This is a genomic window from Streptomyces sp. NPDC058579 (assembly GCF_042718575.1).
In the GTDB taxonomy this organism is placed as follows: domain Bacteria; phylum Actinomycetota; class Actinomycetes; order Streptomycetales; family Streptomycetaceae; genus Streptomyces.
Window position 1 is genome coordinate 151,574 of sequence record NZ_JBHXPI010000005.1, and the last position, 17,031, is coordinate 168,604.

Consider the following 17,031-nt stretch of genomic DNA (forward strand, 5'->3'; position numbering starts at 1 on the left):
CCCCTTCCGCGTACGAGTACGAGTGCCGTCAGCTCGGCGAATCGCCCGCGAGCAGCTCGTCCGCGTCCACGATCCGGTACGCGTACCCCTGCTCGGCCAGGAACCGCTGGCGGTGCGCCGCGAAGTCCTGGTCGATCGTGTCGCGCGCGACGACCGAGTAGAAGTGCGCCTGGTGGCCGTCGGCCTTCGGGCGCAGCACCCGCCCGAGCCGCTGCGCCTCCTCCTGCCGGGACCCGAAGGTGCCGGAGACCTGGATGGCGACCGTGGCCTCGGGCAGGTCGATGGAGAAGTTGGCGACCTTCGAGACGACGAGGACGCTGATCTCGCCCTGCCGGAACGCCTCGAAGAGCTTCTCGCGCTGCGCGTTCGGCGTCTCGCCCTTGATGACCGGCGCGTCCAGATGCTCGCCGAGCTCGTCCAGCTGGTCGATGTACTGGCCGATGACGAGGATCTGCTGACCGGCGAACTTCCGCACGATCGCTTCCGTCACCTTCCGCTTCGTCGCCGTCGTGGCGCAGAAGCGGTACTTCTCCTCCGTCTCGGCGGTCGCGTACGCGAGCCGCTCGGAGTCCGTGAGGTTGACCCGGACCTCGACGCAGTCGGCGGGCGCGATGTACCCCTGCGCCTCGATCTCCTTCCACGGCGCGTCGAAGCGCTTGGGCCCGATGAGCGAGAAGACGTCCGACTCGCGCCCGTCCTCGCGCACGAGCGTGGCCGTGAGCCCGAGCCGCCGCCGCGCCTGCAGGTCGGCGGTGAACTTGAAGACCGGCGCGGGCAGCAGGTGCACCTCGTCGTAGACGATGAGGCCCCAGTCGCGGGAGTCGAAGAGCTCCAGGTGCGGGTAGATGCCCTTCCGCTTGGTCGTCAGCACCTGGTACGTGGCGATGGTGACCGGCCGGATCTCCTTCTTCGTACCGGAGTACTCGCCGATCTCGTCCTCGGTGAGCGAGGTCCGCTTCACCAGCTCGTGCTTCCACTGCCGGGCGGACACGGTGTTGGTCACGAGGATCAGCGTGGTGGCCTTCGCCTGGGCCATCGCCCCGGCGCCGACCAGCGTCTTCCCCGCGCCGCAGGGCAGCACGACGACACCGGAGCCGCCGTGCCAGAAGCCCTCGACGGCCTGCTTCTGGTACGGGCGCAGGGCCCAGCCGTCCTCGGCCAGCTCGATCGGGTGCGCCTCGCCGTCGACGTAACCGGCGAGGTCCTCGGCCGGCCAGCCCAGCTTCAGGAGCGTCTGCTTGATCTGCCCGCGCTCGGAGGGGTGCACGGCGACGGTGTCCTGGTCGAGCCGGGCGCCGACGAGCGGCTGCACCTTCTTCGACCGGAGGATCTCCTCCAGGACGGGCCGGTCGGTGCTGGTCAGGACGAGCCCGTGCGTGGGGTGCTTGGAGAGCGTGAGCCGCCCGTACCGGGCCATCGTCTCGGCGACGTCCACGAGCAGCGCGTGCGGCACGGGGTACCGCGAGAACTCCACGAGCGCGTCCACGACCTGCTCGGCGTCGTGCCCGGCCGCGCGCGCGTTCCACAGCCCGAGCGGCGTCACGCGGTACGTGTGGATGTGCTCGGGCGCCCGCTCCAGCTCCGCGAACGGCGCGATGGCCCGCCGGCAGGCGTCCGCCTGCTCGTGGTCGACCTCCAGGAGCAGCGTCTTGTCGCTCTGGACGATGAGTGGTCCGTTCACGTACGTACATCCCTTCCGCACGGCCAAACATCCAGTGTGCCTGAGGTCCGGCGGTTGTCGGTGGGGGCCGCCACACTGAAGGCGACCGGTTCCACGAGAGGGAGGTGGCGAGATGAGCGTCGCGCACGATCCGCACTACGGGCCCTGGACCATAGAAGAAGTCCTGGCATTGGGGGAGGACCGTGGTCAGCGTCGTGAATTGATGGGGGAAGCGCTCATGCTGTCTCCGGCTCCGGGAACCAAGCACCAGCGGGCGTCGCTCAGGCTGGCGTCCTTGCTGGACCGCACCATCCAGGAGGAGGGCGTGCCCGCCGAAGTCCTGGAGGCCATCAATCTCGTGCTGCCCGACGGGCTCTTCATCCCGGACATCGTGGTGGTCGAGGCGGCCGCCGCCGCGGAGAACCCGGTGACGTGCGACGCCGACGACGTGCTGCTCGTCATCGAGATCGTCTCGCCCTCGTCGTCCGGTCGCCGTACCGACCGGCTGCTGAAGCCGCCGTACTACGCGGAGGCGGGCATCGAGCACCTGTGGCGGCTCGAGCTGGAGCCGGTGCCGACGCTGGTCGTCTGTGAGCTGCAGGACGGCCGCTACGTGGAGCGGACGGTCGCAGAGGCGGGGCGGACGACACTGATCGAGAAGCCGTTCCCGGTGGAGGTCGATCCGGCGGCTCTCGTCAGCCCGAGGTCCTAGGGGCCGGTCGGCAGGCTGTCGCTAGACCTGGTCCTCCGCCAGTTCCGCGACGCCCGTGATGCGGTGCAGGGGGTACGTGCGGACTTCGTCCGCCGTGTGGTCGTAGCCCGTCACGAAGCCGCCCTCCACGCGTACGGGGGCGATCACGCGCTGGCTGGCGGCGCCCTCGGCGTTGACGTAGCCGATCCAGACGGCCGTGCCGGTCAGCGCGGCGGCCTGGACCGTGGCCAGGGTCTCGGCGGGGGAGGTGCGGGGGAGCGCGCCGGCCGCGCGGGCCGGGGTCTCCGGGGTCTCGGGGCGTTCCTTGCGGACGGCCGTCGCGGCCAGGTCGCCCGCCCGGATCGCGCGGACCGCCGCGCCGAGCAGCGTCGCGTCCGGGGAGGGCGGGCCGTCGGGGACGGGCGCGGGCGCGGTGCGGGCGCCCGTGCGGTAGGCGTCGGCGCGGGTGATCAGGACGTCGCCGGCCGCGGACTCGGCGGCCGGGGCGTACCCCATCGACCGCAGCCCGTCGAGCAGCGCCGCCGGGTCCGTCTGCGCCGCGAGGACAGTCGGCGCGAGGCGGCGCAGCCGCAGGGACGCGGACCGCTTGTCGGCCAGGATCTCGCCGAGGACCGTGTCGTCGTCGCAGCGCACGTACGCGGAGGCGGCGCCGATCCTGAGGTGGCCGTGCCTGCGCGCCACGTCGTCGATCAGGTACGAGAGCGGCTGCGGCACCGGCGTACGGGAGTGGGCGGTCAGGAAGTCGTGCAGGTCGGACGCGCTGCGTCCGGCGTCGAGCGCGCGCCGCACCGAGCCGGGCGTGAACCGGTAGACCGTCGCGCCGCCCTTCGACTCGACATCCGCCAGGACCGAGAGCGTGTCGGCGAGCGGGCGCCGCAGCGGGCCCGGGGCGACGGCGGTGAGGTCGGCCTGGAGGAGGACGTGGTCGACGGCCTCGGGCAGGAGCGGGCCGAGCAGCGTCGCGGCCCGCGAGGCGGCGACGGACAGCTCGACCCCGTGCTCGGCCACCGGCTCCGGGGCGGCCTCGGCGAGCGGCAGGTTGAGCAGCGCCCGCGCGGGAGAGGCGAGGGCGCCGCGCCCGGTGATCCCGAGCAGCTCGCCCTCGGTGAGGGTCCAGTGGGCGAGCCGGGAGCGGAGGTCGCCGCCGGCGTTCGACGGGGATGTCGTACCCGCGCCGCGCAGCGGGCGTTCCCACCGCAGCCGGGTCAGCAGGGCCTCCGGGTCCGCCGCGGAGCCCGGCGGCAGCGTCGCCTGCAGGGTGAGGACCCGGCGCCGTACCTCCGGCGCGGAGCCCCGGTCCAGGTCCGGGCCGAGGACCGAGAGGGTGCGGCCCTTCGCGTCCTGGCCGCCGACAAGCCCGGCCGTCCTCGTCCCCATGAGCCAGGTCGTGGCGAGCCGGGACCAGCGCTCGGCGGGCGGCAGGTCGAGCCAGTCCTCGTACGCGGGCGTCGGCGCGTACCGCTCGTCCGCCTCGCCGTCCGAGGCGAGCAGCCCCGCCCCGTACGTCAGCTCCAGCCAGAACGCCGCGACCGGCTCGGAGACGTCGAGCGCGACGGCGGTCCGCTTGAGGTCCCGTACGGACATCCCGCCCGCGCGGAGCACGGCCGGGCCGCCCTGGTCCCAGCTCTTCAGCAGCTCCTCGACCGTCGAGAGCGCCGCGTGCGCCTGGCCGGCCGCGGCGTTGTCCACAACCTGGGGACGGTACTCGCGCAGAACGGCCAGCTCGGGAGGCTGAGGCTCCGGCGAACGGTGCGCCCGGCCGCCGCGCAGGTGGAGCGCGGCCTCGCGGGGCAGGACGACCGTACGGGGCGAGGCGGGGAGCAGCAGGCCGCGGTCGCGCAGCCACTGGACGGGCGGGGCCGGGTTCGCCGTCACCTCGCCGTACGGCGGACCCCACACCAGCCGGTCGAGCACGGCGAGTGCCTCCGTCGGCGCGGTGTCGAGCAGCGCGCCCATCCGGTCCCGGTCGGTGAAGAGCCCGGTGAGCGCGGTGACGGCGGAGACCGGGTCGTGCGTCGCGGGCAGCCCGGCGGCGGCGATGATCTCCTGGATCCGGCCCGGGGACATCCCGGCCGTCGCCTCGGAGACGGTCGGCCCGAGACCGGTCGGGGACGGGTGCTGCGGGGAGGGCGCGAGCAGCTCGCGGGCGGTCCGTACGAGCCGCAGCCGGTCGTCCTCGCCCCAGACCAGGGCCTGTTCGCGCAGCACCTCGACGGCGCGGGGCAGGGCCTTCTCGACGCCCGGGTGGCCGTCGTCGCCGGAGAGCAGGGCGAGGAGCACGGCGTACGGGGCCGGGTCCGGGGCCACGGCGAGCGCCTCGGCGGTCTGGAGGGTGAACCGGTCGAGCCGTTCGAGCGCGCGGACGACGGAGCCGCGGGTGCCGGCCCGGGTGGCGAGCTGGGTCAGGTCGTTCGGTACGGGGGAGAGCAGGTCCGGGCGTGCGCGCAGCAGCGCGGCGAGCCCCTCGTCGCCCCGCGCGCGCAGCGCCTCCGCGAGCGTGCGCGGCGCGGCGGCGGCGTCAGTTCCTCCGGGCACGTACGCCTCCCGATCGAGCTCACCGATCCCCATCCGGACCACGTTAGCCCCTGCGCGGGCGCTAACGTCGGGGCGTACCGGCCGTGGAGGGGACTGTGGGGATCGAGAGCGACCAGTTGGTCTTTGACTATCTGAGCCGGGTGGGCGATCTGGCCCAGCAGCGGCAGCTTCCGTCGGGGGACCGGATGAAGCTCGTCTCCTCGCTCCGGGGCGAGATCGACCGTCGGCGCGCCACGTTCGGCCAGGAGAGTCCGGCGGCGGTACGGAGCCTCCTCGACGAACTCGGCTCACCGGACGAACTCGTGGACCGCGCGGCGGGCGGCGCGGGCTTGGATCTGCCCACGCAGCGGGTCGGGGAGGGGGCCGGGGCTGGGACTGGAGCTGGGGCCGGGAGCGGGGCCAGGGGTGGCCGCCTGCGGAAGCGGAAGTCACCGGTACCGAAGCCGCGCGCTCCCGAGGCGGCGGCCTGGCCCACGCCTCCGCACCTGGCGGGCACGGACGAGGTCGGTTCGGCGGACACGGACCCGGACTGGTGGCGCCTGGACGCCCTCGACATCGAGGAACCCCTGCCGGGGGACGACCTGGTGCCGGGGTTCCGGGGCGGGGTGGAGATCCCGGAGCTCCTGAAGCCGCCGGTGACGGAGGAGGACGAGGAGGACGACTACGCCGAGGAGGAGGCGGAGGCGGCCGCCCGGAGGCCCTTGTGGCGGCGGATCGTGCGGAGGCGACCGACGGCGGAGGACGGGGAGCCCGGCGGCTTCCGACTGGGCAGCCCGGGCGTGGTCCTGGCCGCGCTCCTCCTCCTGGGCGGCGCGATCTTCGGCTCCCTGATCGCCGTGGCCCTGGGCTGGCTCCTCGCCTACGCCTCGCGCCGCCTCTCCCGTACGGAGAGCCAGTGGGCGGTCATCATCCTCCCGGGCCTCACGGCGGCGGCCGGCGTGGCCTGGCTCTGGGGCCGCGTGGAGGGCCACTGGGGCACCCCGGTGGCCCAGGGCGGCGAGGCGATGGGCGCGGCGATCTCGGAGACCTGGCCCTGGACCCTGAAGGCGGCGGCGATCGCCTCGGCCCTGTTCCTGCTGTGGCGCGCGCGGAGGGCCTGAGGGCGGGTCAGGCGCGGGGCGCGTTCGCGACGGCCGCGAAGGGGAGGGCGGCGTCGCCGGTCACGACGAACAGGTCGAACCGGTCCGATTCCTTCGCGGCCTCCACGTCCTTCTGCCAGTTCCGGATGAATCCCTTCCCCTGGAACGTGGTGATGAAGGCGCCCGAAAGGGGACCCTCCGGAGCAGCTCCCCACCAGGCGGTCACATAGCGGGGCTTTCGCGTGACGTTGACGAGGTTGTTGTTGTAGCGGACCCTCGCGTGATGGATGGCAAGGTCGGGGCACTCCTCCGGAGGGCAGTAGAGCGGCGACTCCTCGTCCCATGACAGCCATGCTCCGCCGAATTCGGCTACGTCGATGCGCCCTCGGTCCATCCTCATGACATCGGCTGCCAGGTCGGCGTCCAGCATGTCGTATTTCGCGTTCCTCGGAATCTGGACCACTTTCTCCTCGCTGTACTGCTCACCTGGTTCGAACCAGCTCCCGGCCCCCGCGAACGGGCCCGCGGCGAGGGTGGAGAGCTCGACGGATTCGACATGGCGTGACATGTCCATCTCGAGGCCGTACTCCAGCTCCGCCCGACGGTCCCTCAGCTCCGCGCTCTTCTCTACGTACGTTCCCGTGCGCCCGTACAGCGCCCAACTGTCGCTGAGGATGTACACCGGAACGCTGCTGGTGTTCTCCAGCTGAAGCGTGAGCGGAAGATGGACGATCGGCCGCTCGGGGTCCATGCGCGGGACGCCGAACCGCACCTTGAAGGACAGGTACGCCGGTGCGGCAGTGGGCTGGTACAGCGAGGAATAGGCGATGTTCACGGCGGCGAGGAGCACCGTGGCCAGCACCCCCGCCGCGATCTTCGTCGGGTGCGGCGTACCCTGCCACACCTTCTCCCGGACGCACACGGACAGTGCCCACAGCGACCAGGCGAAGAGTGGGAAGACGGCCAGCATGTAGTGCGTGTATTCCAACTCCTGGAACCACAGGAAGACCAGCGTGGTCGTGACCGTGAGCGCGACGAGGACGCCCAGGAAGACGATCGCTCCGGAGACGCGGAGGCTCCGCTTGCCCCAGTGGTCGAAGACCGCCACGGCCGCCGCGACCTCGACCACGCCCCCCAACAGGAACACGAATCCCGTGATCCGCCCCGCGAACGTCAGCGCGTCGAAAGCGTCCGGGATGCCGACGGAGGTCATCAGGGCCCAACCGCCCGCGAGCCCCGCCACCATCAGGACGATCGTCGCGCGCCTGATTCGTGTGTGGTCTGGCCAGGTGTCGCTGCCGCCTCCCTGCCAGCTGACGGAGGACCGGTCCTCCAGGTCCAGGTCCTTCGGGTAGCCGTGGCGGCTGAGTACGCGCCGCAGATCTCGCAGAGACCAGGCGCTTCCCGCCGTCTCGGCGCCGATGCGCACCTCGCGCAGGCCCCGGCTGTCGGGCGGACCCACCGTGACCTTGACCTTCGTCCGGTCTTGCATGCCCTCCAGCGTCGTGTCGGAAGGCGTCCGCCGCAGGCGGTGGGACCCCATTGGAGTGCCGGCCCAGCCCCGCTGGAGGGTCGACCTACCCCCGTACCCCCGCCTCCGTCACCGCTCCCCACGGCGCCCCCGGTACCACCAGCGGTGACCCCGTCACCGGGTCCGGGACCACCACCGCGTCGAGGCCGAAGACGTCGCGGACCAGGTCCGCCGTGACGATCTCCGACGGCGGGCCCTCCGCCACGATCTCGCCCGACTTCATCGCGACCAGGTGGTCGGCGTACCGCGCCGCCTGGTTCAGGTCGTGGAGGACTACGACGACCGTGCGGCCCCGCGAGACGTTCAGGCGGCGGACCAGGTCCAGGACCTCGACCTGGTGGGCGATGTCCAGGTACGTCGTCGGTTCGTCGAGGAGCAGCAGGTCAGTCTCCTGCGCGAGGGCCATCGCGATCCAGACCCGCTGCCGCTGACCGCCCGACAGCTCGTCCACCGAGCGGTCGGCCAGAGCGGCGACGTCCGTCGAGGCCATCGCCTCCACGACCGCCCGCTCGTCCGCCTCCGACCACTGCTTCCACCACGCCTGGTGCGGCTGCCGCCCCCGCGACACCAGGTCGGCGACCGTGATCGCCTCCGGCGCGACCGGCGTCTGCGGCAGCAGTCCGATCGACTGCGCGATCCGCTTCGTCGGCAGCTTCGCGAGCGACTCCCCGTCGAGCAGCACCGCCCCGCCCGCCGGCTTGAGCAGCCGCCCGAGCGCCCGCAGCGTCGTCGACTTCCCGCACGCGTTCGGGCCGACGATCACGGTCACCTTGCCGTCCGGTACGGCGAGGTCCAGGTCCTTCACGACCGTACGGTCCTCGTACGCGAGCGTCAGCCCGCGCGCGGTCAGCCTGGTCACTGCGCTCCTCCTACGCTTCGGCTCCGGACGATGAGCCAGATCAGGTACGGGGCGCCCACCGCCGCCGTCAGGACGCCCACCGGCAGCTCGGTCGGTGAGAACAGGCGCCGCCCCAGCAGGTCCGCGAGGACCACCACGAACGCGCCCGTCAGCGCCGAGGACAGCAGCGGAATCTGGGCCGTACGGGTCATCCGCCGCGCGATCTGCGGCGCGAGCAGCGCCACGAAGTCCACCGGGCCCGCCACCCCCGTGGCCACCGACGCGAGGACGACGCCCACCACGACCAGGCCCAGCCGGACCCGCCCCAGCGAGACGCCGAGCGCCGTCGCCGTGTCGTCGTCGAGCGACACCGTGCGCTGCGCCCGCGCCGCCCACAGGATCGCGGGGAGCAGCAGGAGCAGCGTCCATTGGATCGGCGCGGCCTCGTCCCAGCCGCGGCCGTTGAGCGAGCCGGTCATCCAGACCTGGGCCTGCTGGGCGACCAGGTAGTCGCCCTTGGTCATGAACAGGGTGATCAGCGACCGCAGCGCGATCGCGAACCCGATCCCGATGAGCACGAACCGCGTCGCGTGCAGCCCGCCGCGCCAGGCGACGGCGTACACGAGCGCGGCGGCCGCGATCCCGCCGACGATCGAGAGGTACGGCAGGACGGTGTACGAGGTGAGGCCGAAGGTCATCGCGCCGACCGTCAGCGCCCCCGCGCCCTGGCTGATGCCGATGATGTCCGGGCTGGCGAGCGGGTTGCGGGCGACGGTCTGGATGAGGGCGCCCGCGATCCCGAACGCGGCGCCCACCATCAGCCCGACCGCGAGCCGCGGCATCCGCAGCTCCTCGACGACGAACGCCGAACGCGACTCCTGCCCGAAGACCACCCTCAGGACCTCGGACGGTTCCACGAACTTCTCGCCCACGCAGAGGTACGCGACCGAGACGGCCGCCAGGAGCACCACCAGGCCCACGGCCACGGCCAGCGAGCGCCGGTGCAGCAGGAACGAGCCCCGCCCGGCGCGCACGACCCCGTACCCCGAAGGAACCACGGCCGTCATGCCGGCACCGCCTTCCGGCGTACGAGCGTCACCAGGAACGGCACCCCGATGAGCGCCGTCATCACCCCCGCCGGGACCTCGCCCGGCGGGAAGAGCACCCGGCCGATCACATCGGACACCAGCAGCATCACGGGCCCCACCAGCGCCGCCATCGGCAGCACCCAGCGGTGGTCGCCGCCCACGATCGCGCGGGCGATGTGCGGGACCGCGAGGCCGACGAACGCGATCGGTCCCGCCGCCGCGACCCCCGCGCCGGTCAGCACGGTCGCCCCGATCCCGCCCACGATCCGTACCGTCGCGACCCGCTGCCCGAGCCCCTTCGCCACGTCCTCGCCGAGTGCGAGCGCGTCCAGGCCCCGGGCGACGCAGAGCACGAGCACCGCGCCGAGCAGCAGGAAGGGCCAGATCTGGCCGACGACCTCGGTGTCCCGCCCGTCGAGCGAGCCGATCTGCCAGAACCGGAACTCGTCGAGCGCCGAGGCCCGGGTCGTGAGCACCCCGGTCGTCACGGAGAGCAGCAGCGCGTTGATCGCGGCGCCGCCGAGCGCGAGCTTCACCGGGGTCGCCCCGCCGCGCCCGCTGGAGGCGATCGCGTACACCGCGACCGAGGCGAGCGCCGCGCCCGCGAAGGCGAACCACACGTACCCGGTCAGCGAGTGCACGCCGGCGAAGGCGATCGCGAGGACCACGCCCACCGAGGCGCCCTGGCTGATGCCGAGGATGCCGGGGTCGGCGATCGGGTTGCGGGTGATGCCCTGCAGGGCCGTGCCGGCCAGCGCGAGCGCGGCGCCGACCATCAGCCCGATGAGCGTCCTGGGCACCCGCATCTGCCGTACGACCTCGGCGTCGGCGCTCGTCCCGCCGTGCAGCAGCGCGTCGAGGACCGTGGACGGGGCGATGGCCCGGGCGCCCACGACGAGGCTCAGCAGGATCGCGACGAGGAGGGCGATGACGGCTACGGCGATGGCCAGAACGCGTCTGGAACGGAAGGCGGCGGTCATCGAGGCCCATCAGGAGGTGCGAGGTGCGAGGTGCAGGCGTTGCTCAGGCAGTTGGTCAGGTAAGGCGTGGCTCAGTCTAAGCAGCGCCCCGAAGCCCGATTCGAACATGTGGGCACAATGTCCTCCATGGCTACCCCTGGCATCCCCACCGTCGGCTTCGACCTCGACATGACCCTGATCGACTCCCGCCCCGGCATCAAGGCCACGTACCAGGCCTTCTCCGCGCAGGTCGGCGTCCCGATCGACGCCGACCTCGCCGTCTCCCGGCTCGGCCCGCCGCTGGAGCACGAGCTGGCGAACTGGTTCCCGGCGGCGGAGATCGCGGAGCGGGTCACCCAGTTCCGCGCGCTCTACCCGACGTACGCGATCGAGCCCTCGCTCGCGCTGCCCGGCGCCAGGGATGCGATTCAAGCCGTTCGCGAGGCCGGCGGCCGGGCGATCGTCGTCACCGCCAAGAACGAGCCGCACGCCAAGCTGCACCTCTCCCACCTGGGCATCGACCCCGACGCCGTCATCGGCGGCCTGTGGGCCGAGGGCAAGGCGCAGGCGCTGCGCGAGTTCGGCGCGGGGGTGTACGTCGGCGACCACACCGGCGACGTGCGCGGCGCCGCGCACGCGGGCGCCCTGTCGGTGGCCGTGGCCACAGGACCGTGCGACGCGACCGAGCTGCGCGAGGCCGGCGCGGACGTCGTCCTGCCCGACCTGACCGGGTTCCGTGCCTGGTGGGAGGCGTACCAGGGCCGTACGGAGGCCGACCGGGGCTAGCTCCCGCCCGCCGCGGCCGTCGTCCTCGCCTGGCGGCGCTGCGCCGCGATCGAGCGCAGCACGCCGGCGCCGGCGACGAGGAAGCCGACGCCCATCAGCATGCACACGCCGTACGCGATCGGCGGGAACGGGTCGGTGCCGAGGAAGAGCGGCGCGACCGTGACCAGGGTGGCCACCGCACCGATGATGAAGACAATCGCACCGGCACGGACGAGACCGTCACCCGGCGCGCTCTCGTCCGACGTGGCCGAAGGGGTTTCACTACGCATTCGGCCAGGGTAGTTCCCAGGCCGTATGAACAAACCGGCGACGTCTTGTCACCGGCCGGAAGCCCATTAGCCTTGATCGGGGGTCCCCCCTGCTCGAGCGGAGTCGAGAGCTTGGGGGAGGGTCGGGGCCCGCTTTTTTAGCGTTTCTCCCAAGAGCCGGATTCCCGGCGCATTCCATCGAGTACGAGGACGAGGACAGACGTGCCTACCGGCAAGGTCAAATGGTTCAACAGCGAGAAGGGCTTCGGCTTTCTCTCCCGGGACGACGGCGGCGACGTCTTCGTCCACTCGTCGGTGCTCCCTGCCGGAGTCGACGCCCTCAAGCCGGGGCAGCGTGTGGAGTTCGGGGTGGTCGCGGGCCAGCGCGGTGACCAGGCCCTCTCCGTGACGGTCCTCGACCCGACCCCTTCCGTCGCCGCGGCGCAGCGCCGTAAGCCCGACGAACTGGCGTCCATCGTGCAGGACCTGACGACGCTCCTGGAGAACATCACGCCGATGCTGGAGCGCGGCCGCTACCCCGACAAGGCGCAGGGCGCGAAGATCGCGGGCCTGCTGCGGGCGGTCGCGGACCAGCTCGACGTGTAGCTCGACGTGTGAGGCGCCGCGTTCCTACGGGAACGACAGCGCGTCCGGGCCGAGGGGCGGCACCAGCCCCTCGGCCGCCGCGCGCGTGAGCAGCCCGCGCACGGCCGCGTAACCGGCCTCGCCGAGGTCGGCCGTGAACTCGTTGACGTAGAGGCCGATGTGCTGATCGGCCACCTTCGGGTCCATCTCCTGCGCGTGCTCGAGTACGTACGGGCGTGAGACGGCCGGGTCGTCCCAGGCCATCCGGACCGACGCACGGGCCGCGTCGGCGAGGCTCCGCAGCACGTCGGGGCCGAGCGAGCGGCGCGCGATGATCGCGCCGAGCGGGATCGGGAGGCCGGTGGTGTCCTCCCAGTGGGCGCCCATGTCGGCGAGGGCGTGCAGACCGTAGTTCTGGTACGTGAACCGGGCCTCGTGGATGACGAGCCCCGCGTCGACCTTCCCGTCCCGTACGGCGGGCATGATCTCGTGGAACGGCATGACGACGACGTCGCCGACACCGCCCGGTACGACGTCCGCCGCCCACAGCCGGAAGAGCAGGTACGCGGTCGAGCGCTCGCTCGGCACCGCGACCGTCTTGCCCCGCAGGTCCACGCCCGGCTCCCGCGTCAGCACCAGGGGGCCGCAGCCGCGCCCCAGAGCGCCGCCGCAGGGCAGCAGGGCGTACTCGTCGAGGACCCACGGCAGAACGGCGTAGGAGACCTTCAGGACGTCGTAGTCGGCCGTTCCGCGCTCGGCCCAGCCGTTGGTGAGGTCGATGTCGGCGAACGTCACGTCGAGGCGCGGCGCGCCGGGGACGCGGCCGTGGGCCCAGGCGTCGAAGACGAAGGTGTCGTTCGGGCAGGGCGAGTAGGCGATCTTCAGCTTGGACTTCAGCGAGGGCTGGGGCTTGGGCTGGGACTGGGACGTCATGGGGCGGGCTCCACGAGGACGGAGTGGCTGAGCTGCTGGAACGTGGACCGCAGAGCGTCCAGGGCCTCGCCGATGCGCCAGGCGGCGCGGTCGCGGGGGCCGACGGCGTTGGAGACGGCCCGGATCTCGACCACGGGCACGCCGTGGGCGGCGGCGGCCTCGGCCACGCCGAACCCCTCCATCGCCTCGGCGGCGGCGCCGGGGTGCCGGGCCGCCAGCTCGGCGGCGCGCTCGGCGGTGCCGGTGACGGTGGAGACGGTGAGGACGGGGGCGACGGTGTGGCGCGGCTCGCCGAGGGCGAGGGCGGCGGAGACGCGCCCGGTGAGGGCGGCGGCGACCGGGTGGCTGGAGCGCCCGAAGCCGAGCTCCTCGACGGTCAGGTAGCCGTCGGGCGTCTGCGCGCCGAGGTCGGCGGCGACGATCGCGTCGGACACGACGACGGAGCCGATCGGCGCGAGAGGCTGGAACCCGCCGGCGATCCCGGCGGAGACGACGAGGCCGTAGGGGGTGGCGGCCGCCGCGAGCGCGGTGGCGGCGGCGGCGGCGACCGAGGCGGGCCCGACACCGCCGACGAGCACGTCGACGACGGCACCGGCGGGGTGGCGGTGGCGGCGGAGTACGTAACCCCCCGGGAGCGGGACCTCGACCGGCTCCGGACCGTGCTCCCGGCCCGGACCGTGCTCCTGGCCCGGACCGTGCTCCGGGCCCGGACCGTGCTCCGGGCCCTGGCCCGTACCTGGACCGCCGAAGGGAAGGCCGCGTACGACGGAGTCCGCCTCCGCCGCCACGGCCGTCACGATCAGGGTCCGGAGGGTCACCGGAGGATCAGGAGTCCTTCTTCAGCTCGAAGTGCCAGATGCCGGTCAGCTTCTTGCCGTCGTTCTCGACGATGGTGACCTGGGTCTGGTTGGTCGCCTCGCCGGTCTGGGAGGAGAAGAAGGCGCTAGCCGGGATGGTCCGGTACGTCTTCTTGTACGGCTCCGGCTCGGCGTTCTGGCCACCGAGGAAGATGGTCCAGCCGTTCTCGGCGATCGACGGGTCGACGCCGAAGCGGATCTTGTCGTCCGCGGCGACCTTGATGGTCTTCTCGGCCTTCCTGTTGAGGCACTCCTGGATCTGGGACTCCTTGATGGCGTCGCCGTCGTTGTAGCAGGCGGCCTCGGAGTGGATCGAGTTCGTCCCCACCGTCAGCGTCGCGAGCGGAGTCGGCTTTTCGCCGCAGGCGGAGAGGGTGAGGAGCCCGACGGAGACGGCCCCGAGGGCGGCGGCGGCCCGGCGGCGCGAGCCGGTGAAGAACGCTACGGTCATGGCCCGAAGGCTATCGGGCCCACCGAACTCCGCCACGCGGGGGTGCGGCGCGCCGCGTTTTCGGTACCGAGCGCGCCCTACTCCTCCGTGCTCTCCTGCTTCCGGGTCTCCGCCCGGGCCGCCGCGACCAGGCCCCGTACCGCGAGCAGGGCGCCCAGGCCCAGGATGCACGCGGCCACCGCCATGCCCATCGGGCCGCTCAGCGGCACCGAAATGCCGATCGCGCCGCCCACGACCCAGGACATCTGCAACAGCGTCTCCGAACGGGCGAACGCGGACGTCCGCACCACCTCCGGCACGTCCCGCTGGATCAGCGCGTCGAGGGACAGCTTCGACAGGGCCTGCGTCAGGCCCGCCACCGCGCCGAGCACGGCCACCATCGCCCCGCTGAAGAAGACCGCCGCGAGGACCGCCGCCCCGCACACGGTCGTGATCATCGTGGCGATGATCACCTCCGGCGCGTGGCCGCGCTCCTTCAGGAGCGAGCCGACGGCCGTCCCGCACGCGTTGCCCACGCCCGCCGCCACGGCCACCATCGCCAGCGACACCGCCGCGCTCTGCCCGGAGAGCGGATGCTCGCGCAGCAGGAACGCCAGGAAGAAGATCAGGAACCCCGACAGCATCCGCTGCGCCGCGTTCGCCTGGAGGCCGTGGAGGACCGAGGGCCCCACCGTCCGCAGGCTGGGCTTCTTCTCGCCGTGGGTCAGCAGGTGCGCCCGCCGTTCGCCCTTCGCCGAGTCGACCTTGTGCGGCATCCGGAACGCCCAGTACCCGCCGAGCAGGAACAGCGCGCACGCCCCGTACAGCGGGTACGGCGGCCCGATCTGCTGGAGCCCGGCACCGATCGGCGCCGCGATCCCGGTCGCGAGAAGGCCCGCGAGGGTGACCCGGGAGTTGGCCTTGACCAGGGAGAAGCCGTGCGGCAGCAGCCGTGGCACGACCGCGCTGCGGACGACTCCGTACGCCTTCGAGGCCACGAGGACCCCGAGCGCCGCCGGATACAGCTCCAGGCCGCCCGTGGCCACCGCGCCCGACATGGTGATCGCGAGGACCGCCCGGGTCCACATCGCGGCGGCCATCGCCGCGCGCCGCCCGTGCGGCAGCCGGTCCAGGAGCGGGCCGACCACGGGGGCCAGCAGGGTGAACGGGAGCATCGTGATGCCCAGGTACAGCGCGACCCGGCCGCGGGCCTCGTCCGTCGGTACGGAGAAGAAGACCGTGGAGGCGAGCGCGACCGTGATCATGACATCGCCGGCCCCGTTCACGGCGTGCAGCTCGATCAGTTTCCCGAGCCCCGACTCGCCCGCGCCGTGCGCGTGGGTCGCCTTGCGGATGCCGCGCGCCGTGCCGGTGAACGGCAGATGAAGGGCGCGCCCCACCGTCCGGCCCACTCGGCGGAGCGGCCCGGCAAGATCGTGGGATCGTGCGGACGACCGTGCGGCTGCCACTCCGTCATAGTGCCCCACGCCCCTGACTTGTGAACCGTGGCACGGCGGCCGGAGGTCCACGATCCGGGCCACTTGGGGCGGGCAGGTGGGCGGCGGGCGGCGGAGGGGGTAGCGTGCGTAGCGCGCCACCGGCGGAAGATCTCGGCCGCGCGCCTCTTCGGCATCCCGCAGAATGGATGACGATAGGTGTGCCCGAGAGACGCGAGACGAGGTCGGGCGCGGACGTCGATGCGGCCCTCTGGTCCGCTCCGCCCGCCGCCCGGGTCTCTTCGCTCCCGCTCCTCGGCCGGCGCACCCGTGAGACGGCGTAGGAGAGAAGCGAGACCTGTGAGTGCTGCGACGACGCGAAGCCGTACCCCGCGTACCCCGCGTACCCCCGACCGCCTGTGCGCCGAGGCGGTAGACCTGGCGAGGGAAGCCGCCGAGGAGGCCGCCGCTCCCGGAATCGTCGGCGCCCATGTGGAGACCGTCGCCGAGGGCGACCGGGTCGTCACGCACTTCTTCGAGTGCAAGGAGCCGGGCTACCGGGGCTGGCGCTGGGCGGTGACGGTCACCCGGGCGTCCCGGGCGAAGAACGTCACCCTTGACGAGACCGTCCTGCTGCCCGGCTCCGACGCGCTCCTGGCCCCCGAGTGGGTGCCGTGGAGCGAGCGGCTCCGGCCGGGCGACATGGGCCCGGGGGACCTGCTGCCGACGGAGCAGGACGACCTGCGGCTCGAACCCGGGTACACGGGCGAGGACGTGCCGCCGCCGAACTCGCCGGTCTCGGACGAGATGGTGGACCACCTCGACGTCGAGGACGCCGAGATCACCTCCCTTACGCCGTCCAGGGGCTCGATCGCCTCGGTCGCCGAGGAACTCGGCTTGCGGCGCGCGCGGGTGCTGTCCCGGTACGGGCTGCACGTGGCTGCGGACCGCTGGGAGGAGTCGTTCGGGGCGAAGACCCCGATGGCGCAGGCGGCGCCCGCGTCGTGCGACACGTGCGCGTTCCTGGTGCCGCTGGCGGGGTCGCTGAAGCAGGCTTTCGGCGTCTGCGCGAACGAGTTCTCGCCGGCGGACGGGCGCGTGGTGTCGCTCTCGTACGGCTGCGGCGGGCACTCGGAGGCCGCGATCATGCCGAAGCCGCCGCGTCCGGCGCCGCCGGTCCTGGACTCGATGGGCGCGGACGCCTTCCCCCTCCGCCCGGCGAAGGACTCCGGCTCGACGACGGAACCGGACGGCACGTCGGAAGACCTGGGCCACTCGTAGCGGCAGGCGCCGGCCTCCACGTGGGGCCGGCGCGGGTGACCGCTCACCTGGGGTGATTGCCCGCGCGCGGGGC

Annotated in this window: 16 protein-coding genes; 5 read left to right on the forward strand and 11 right to left on the reverse strand. The window is 72.9% G+C overall.

Annotation, left to right across the window (positions count from 1 at the left end):
* Nucleotides 1-28 precede the first annotated feature (28 nt).
* A complete protein-coding gene (locus ACFWRO_RS09490; RefSeq protein ID WP_384506707.1) occupies nt 29-1,681 on the reverse strand; it encodes a DNA repair helicase XPB in 1,653 nt (550 codons plus the stop codon).
* Nucleotides 1,682-1,793: 112 nt separating this feature from the next.
* On the opposite strand from ACFWRO_RS09490, the gene ACFWRO_RS09495 reads away from it, so the two are divergent.
* A complete protein-coding gene (locus ACFWRO_RS09495) occupies nt 1,794-2,372 on the forward strand; it encodes a Uma2 family endonuclease (protein ID WP_384506710.1) in 579 nt (192 codons plus the stop codon).
* Nucleotides 2,373-2,393: 21 nt separating this feature from the next.
* Here ACFWRO_RS09495 and ACFWRO_RS09500 read toward each other — a convergent pair whose 3' ends face one another.
* Entirely contained in the window at nt 2,394-4,940 is a 2,547-nt protein-coding gene (locus ACFWRO_RS09500; protein ID WP_384506712.1) for a helicase-associated domain-containing protein, read from the reverse strand.
* A gap of 62 nt (nt 4,941-5,002) precedes the next feature.
* Between ACFWRO_RS09500 and ACFWRO_RS09505 the strand changes: the two genes are divergently transcribed.
* Nucleotides 5,003-6,007 (forward strand): hypothetical protein, encoded by a 1,005-nt coding sequence (locus ACFWRO_RS09505; RefSeq protein WP_384506715.1) that lies wholly within the window; start codon nt 5,003-5,005, stop codon nt 6,005-6,007.
* 7 nt (nt 6,008-6,014) lie between these two features.
* Here the strand turns inward: ACFWRO_RS09505 and ACFWRO_RS09510 are convergent, their stop codons facing one another.
* The 4 genes from ACFWRO_RS09510 to ACFWRO_RS09525 all read right to left on the reverse strand — a co-directional run bounded on the left by ACFWRO_RS09510 (nt 6,015) and on the right by ACFWRO_RS09525 (nt 10,423).
* A complete protein-coding gene (locus ACFWRO_RS09510) occupies nt 6,015-7,478 on the reverse strand; it encodes a hypothetical protein (protein ID WP_384506718.1) in 1,464 nt (487 codons plus the stop codon).
* A gap of 85 nt (nt 7,479-7,563) precedes the next feature.
* On the reverse strand, nt 7,564-8,376 hold the full coding sequence (locus ACFWRO_RS09515) for an ABC transporter ATP-binding protein (RefSeq protein ID WP_384506720.1): 813 nt from the start codon (nt 8,374-8,376) through the stop codon (nt 7,564-7,566).
* A complete protein-coding gene (locus ACFWRO_RS09520; protein WP_384506723.1) occupies nt 8,373-9,422 on the reverse strand; it encodes a FecCD family ABC transporter permease in 1,050 nt (349 codons plus the stop codon). Before ACFWRO_RS09520 ends, ACFWRO_RS09515 begins: the two co-directional genes overlap by 4 nt.
* Nucleotides 9,419-10,423 (reverse strand): FecCD family ABC transporter permease, encoded by a 1,005-nt coding sequence (locus ACFWRO_RS09525; protein WP_384506726.1) that lies wholly within the window; start codon nt 10,421-10,423, stop codon nt 9,419-9,421. Before ACFWRO_RS09525 ends, ACFWRO_RS09520 begins: the two co-directional genes overlap by 4 nt.
* A gap of 117 nt (nt 10,424-10,540) precedes the next feature.
* Between ACFWRO_RS09525 and ACFWRO_RS09530 the strand changes: the two genes are divergently transcribed.
* The gene (locus tag ACFWRO_RS09530) at nt 10,541-11,188 is read left to right on the forward strand and encodes an HAD family hydrolase (protein ID WP_384506728.1); all 648 of its coding nucleotides are present in this window, start codon (nt 10,541-10,543) and stop codon (nt 11,186-11,188) included.
* On the opposite strand, the gene ACFWRO_RS09535 is transcribed toward ACFWRO_RS09530, so the two are convergent.
* Nucleotides 11,185-11,457 carry a hypothetical protein gene (locus ACFWRO_RS09535; protein WP_384506730.1) on the reverse strand — a complete coding sequence of 91 codons (273 nt, stop codon included), beginning with the start codon at nt 11,455-11,457 and terminating at the stop codon, nt 11,185-11,187. The two genes, ACFWRO_RS09530 and ACFWRO_RS09535, sit on opposite strands and share 4 nt — an antisense overlap.
* 201 nt (nt 11,458-11,658) lie before the next feature.
* On the opposite strand from ACFWRO_RS09535, the gene ACFWRO_RS09540 reads away from it, so the two are divergent.
* Entirely contained in the window at nt 11,659-12,042 is a 384-nt protein-coding gene (locus ACFWRO_RS09540; protein ID WP_308354918.1) for a cold-shock protein, read from the forward strand.
* Nucleotides 12,043-12,066: 24 nt separating this feature from the next.
* On the opposite strand, the gene ACFWRO_RS09545 is transcribed toward ACFWRO_RS09540, so the two are convergent.
* The 4 genes from ACFWRO_RS09545 to ACFWRO_RS09560 form a co-directional block, all read right to left on the reverse strand.
* Entirely contained in the window at nt 12,067-12,954 is an 888-nt protein-coding gene (locus tag ACFWRO_RS09545) for a 1,4-dihydroxy-6-naphthoate synthase (protein WP_384506733.1), read from the reverse strand.
* Nucleotides 12,951-13,772 (reverse strand): futalosine hydrolase, encoded by an 822-nt coding sequence (locus ACFWRO_RS09550; RefSeq protein WP_384506735.1) that lies wholly within the window; start codon nt 13,770-13,772, stop codon nt 12,951-12,953. The genes ACFWRO_RS09545 and ACFWRO_RS09550 overlap by 4 nt, the downstream gene beginning before the upstream one ends.
* Nucleotides 13,773-13,779: 7 nt before the next feature.
* Entirely contained in the window at nt 13,780-14,262 is a 483-nt protein-coding gene (locus ACFWRO_RS09555; protein ID WP_384506738.1) for a DUF2771 domain-containing protein, read from the reverse strand.
* Between the two features lie 77 nt (nt 14,263-14,339).
* Nucleotides 14,340-15,728 carry an MFS transporter gene (locus tag ACFWRO_RS09560; protein WP_384506740.1) on the reverse strand — a complete coding sequence of 463 codons (1,389 nt, stop codon included), beginning with the start codon at nt 15,726-15,728 and terminating at the stop codon, nt 14,340-14,342.
* A gap of 309 nt (nt 15,729-16,037) precedes the next feature.
* Between ACFWRO_RS09560 and ACFWRO_RS09565 the strand changes: the two genes are divergently transcribed.
* Nucleotides 16,038-16,958, forward strand: a complete 921-nt coding sequence (locus ACFWRO_RS09565; protein ID WP_384506743.1) for a DUF3027 domain-containing protein — start codon at nt 16,038-16,040, stop codon at nt 16,956-16,958.
* The last annotated feature ends 73 nt before the right edge of the window (nt 16,959-17,031 follow it).

What these genes read in the sequence shown, in the direction of transcription:
- ACFWRO_RS09495 (WP_384506710.1), top strand. Translation starts at nt 1,794, where the DNA reads ATGAGCGTCGCGCACGATCCGCACTACGGGCCCTGGACCATAGAAGAA.
- ACFWRO_RS09500 (WP_384506712.1), bottom strand. Translation starts at nt 4,940, where the DNA reads ATGGGGATCGGTGAGCTCGATCGGGAGGCGTACGTGCCCGGAGGAACT.
- ACFWRO_RS09510 (WP_384506718.1), bottom strand. Translation starts at nt 7,478, where the DNA reads ATGCAAGACCGGACGAAGGTCAAGGTCACGGTGGGTCCGCCCGACAGC.
- ACFWRO_RS09520 (WP_384506723.1), bottom strand. Translation starts at nt 9,422, where the DNA reads ATGACGGCCGTGGTTCCTTCGGGGTACGGGGTCGTGCGCGCCGGGCGG.
- ACFWRO_RS09525 (WP_384506726.1), bottom strand. Translation starts at nt 10,423, where the DNA reads ATGACCGCCGCCTTCCGTTCCAGACGCGTTCTGGCCATCGCCGTAGCC.
- ACFWRO_RS09530 (WP_384506728.1), top strand. Translation starts at nt 10,541, where the DNA reads ATGTCCTCCATGGCTACCCCTGGCATCCCCACCGTCGGCTTCGACCTC.
- ACFWRO_RS09535 (WP_384506730.1), bottom strand. Translation starts at nt 11,457, where the DNA reads ATGCGTAGTGAAACCCCTTCGGCCACGTCGGACGAGAGCGCGCCGGGT.
- ACFWRO_RS09545 (WP_384506733.1), bottom strand. Translation starts at nt 12,954, where the DNA reads ATGACGTCCCAGTCCCAGCCCAAGCCCCAGCCCTCGCTGAAGTCCAAG.
- ACFWRO_RS09555 (WP_384506738.1), bottom strand. Translation starts at nt 14,262, where the DNA reads ATGACCGTAGCGTTCTTCACCGGCTCGCGCCGCCGGGCCGCCGCCGCC.